The following is a 927-nucleotide window of genomic DNA, read 5'->3' on the forward strand; positions in this document are numbered from 1 at the left end:
GGCGCGGCCCGTGGCGACGGGCCGGGGGCGTACGGGGGCCTCTCACCCGGGCGCGGGGCCGCTCTGGCACCGCGGACACCAGTACGTGACGCGTGGCTCGGCTGGCGGGCCCTGGTCGGCCTTCCGCACGGGCGTACCGCAGCGCAGACAGGGGCGCGGGGAGCGCCCGTACACCCACTGACGACGGTCCGGACGGGCGCTGCCCGTGGTGATCCGGGCCGCTCGCGCCTTGTTCGCCTCCAGCAGCTTCTTGGCGAGCTCCGGCAGCCGTTCCGGGGCGGGCAGCTCGCCCATCGGCAGCCAGGGGGTGACCCGCAGCAGGAAGCAGAGCTCGCATTTGTAGACATTGCCGATGCCCGCGAGATTGCGCTGGTCGAGCAGGGCCTCGCCCAGGGGGCGCGCGGGGTCGGCGAGCAGCCGCCGCAGCGCTTCGCCGGGGTCCCAGTCAGGGCCGAGGAGGTCCGGGCCGAGATGGCCCACGGCGGTCTCCTCCTCACCGGTGGGGAGCAGTTCCAGGACCGGGAGGCGATAGCCGACGGCGGTGCGCTCGGCGGTCGAGAGGATCGCCCGGATCTGGTGGGAGGGCCCGCCGCGCCACCGCTCCCCGTTCGCGTACAGCCGCCACGCGCCGTCCATCCGCAGATGGGAGTGGAGGGTCACCCCGCCCTCGATCCTGGCCAGCAGATGCTTGCCGCGCGCCAGCACCTCCAGGGTGCGGCGGCCCGTGAGGTCCGCGGTCGCGAACCGCGGGACCCGCAGATCGGTGCGGACCAGCACGGCTCCGGCCAGCGCCTGGTGCAGATCCCTGGCCGCGCGCCAGACGGTGTCTCCCTCGGGCATGGGTCCATCATCGCGCCCGGCGGGCCTGGCCGGGCGGCCGGGCGGCCGGAGGGGAACGGCCGAAACCCTTCGCGACATCCGGGCCGT

General features: G+C 75.4%; 1 protein-coding gene. It reads right to left on the reverse strand.

What is annotated here, in order from left to right; all coding sequences use genetic code 11:
* Positions 1-42 precede the first annotated feature (42 nt).
* A complete protein-coding gene (locus ACSNOD_RS31440; protein ID WP_436770480.1) occupies positions 43-840 on the reverse strand; it encodes an Fpg/Nei family DNA glycosylase in 798 nt (265 codons plus the stop codon).
* Positions 841-927 lie beyond the last annotated feature (87 nt).

It is taken from the genome of Streptomyces sp. URMC 123 (assembly GCF_051386515.1).
Lineage (GTDB): Bacteria > Actinomycetota > Actinomycetes > Streptomycetales > Streptomycetaceae > Streptomyces.